Annotated in this window: 1 pseudogene; it reads right to left on the reverse strand. The window is 46.2% G+C overall.

Annotated elements, in window-relative coordinates:
- A pseudogene (locus tag FJQ58_RS00240) lies at positions 1-507 on the reverse strand (NAD(P)-binding domain-containing protein); the annotation flags it as partial.

A 507-nucleotide genomic window follows, 5' to 3' on the forward strand; every position in this document is an offset into this window, starting at 1 on the left:
TTCAATTCCGTTATGTACCATTTTCACATAATGACCGGCACCGTCTGGTCCGATATATGTACAGCAAGCGTCGTCGCCAACTTTTGCAGAAATCGCAGTCAGAATCGGTTCAACCAGCTCGTAAGCGGATTTCTGACCGCCAGGCATAATGGAAGGTCCTTTCAAAGCGCCTTCTTCGCCGCCTGATACGCCAGTACCAATGAAACGGAAGCCCTTTGCTTCCAAGTCTTTGCTGCGGCGCACTGTGTCAGGGAAATATGCGTTTCCGCCGTCAATGATGATGTCGCCTTCTGTCAAATGCGGAACGANCTTGAACCATGATTAGAATTTTGCGCGGCACTTCAAGTGATTGTACAAATTGTTCAATTGTATATGTCGGAACTAGATTTTTACCGGATGCTTCTTGAATTAGATCATCCGTTTTCTCGCGGGAACGGTTGAACACCGATACCGTAAAACCTCTGCTCTCAATATTAAGGGCCAAATTTTTGCCCATTACTGCTAATC

Origin of the sequence: Paenibacillus paridis (assembly GCF_006345825.1) — a bacterium.
Classification (GTDB): Bacteria; Bacillota; Bacilli; order Paenibacillales; family Paenibacillaceae; genus Pristimantibacillus; species Pristimantibacillus paridis.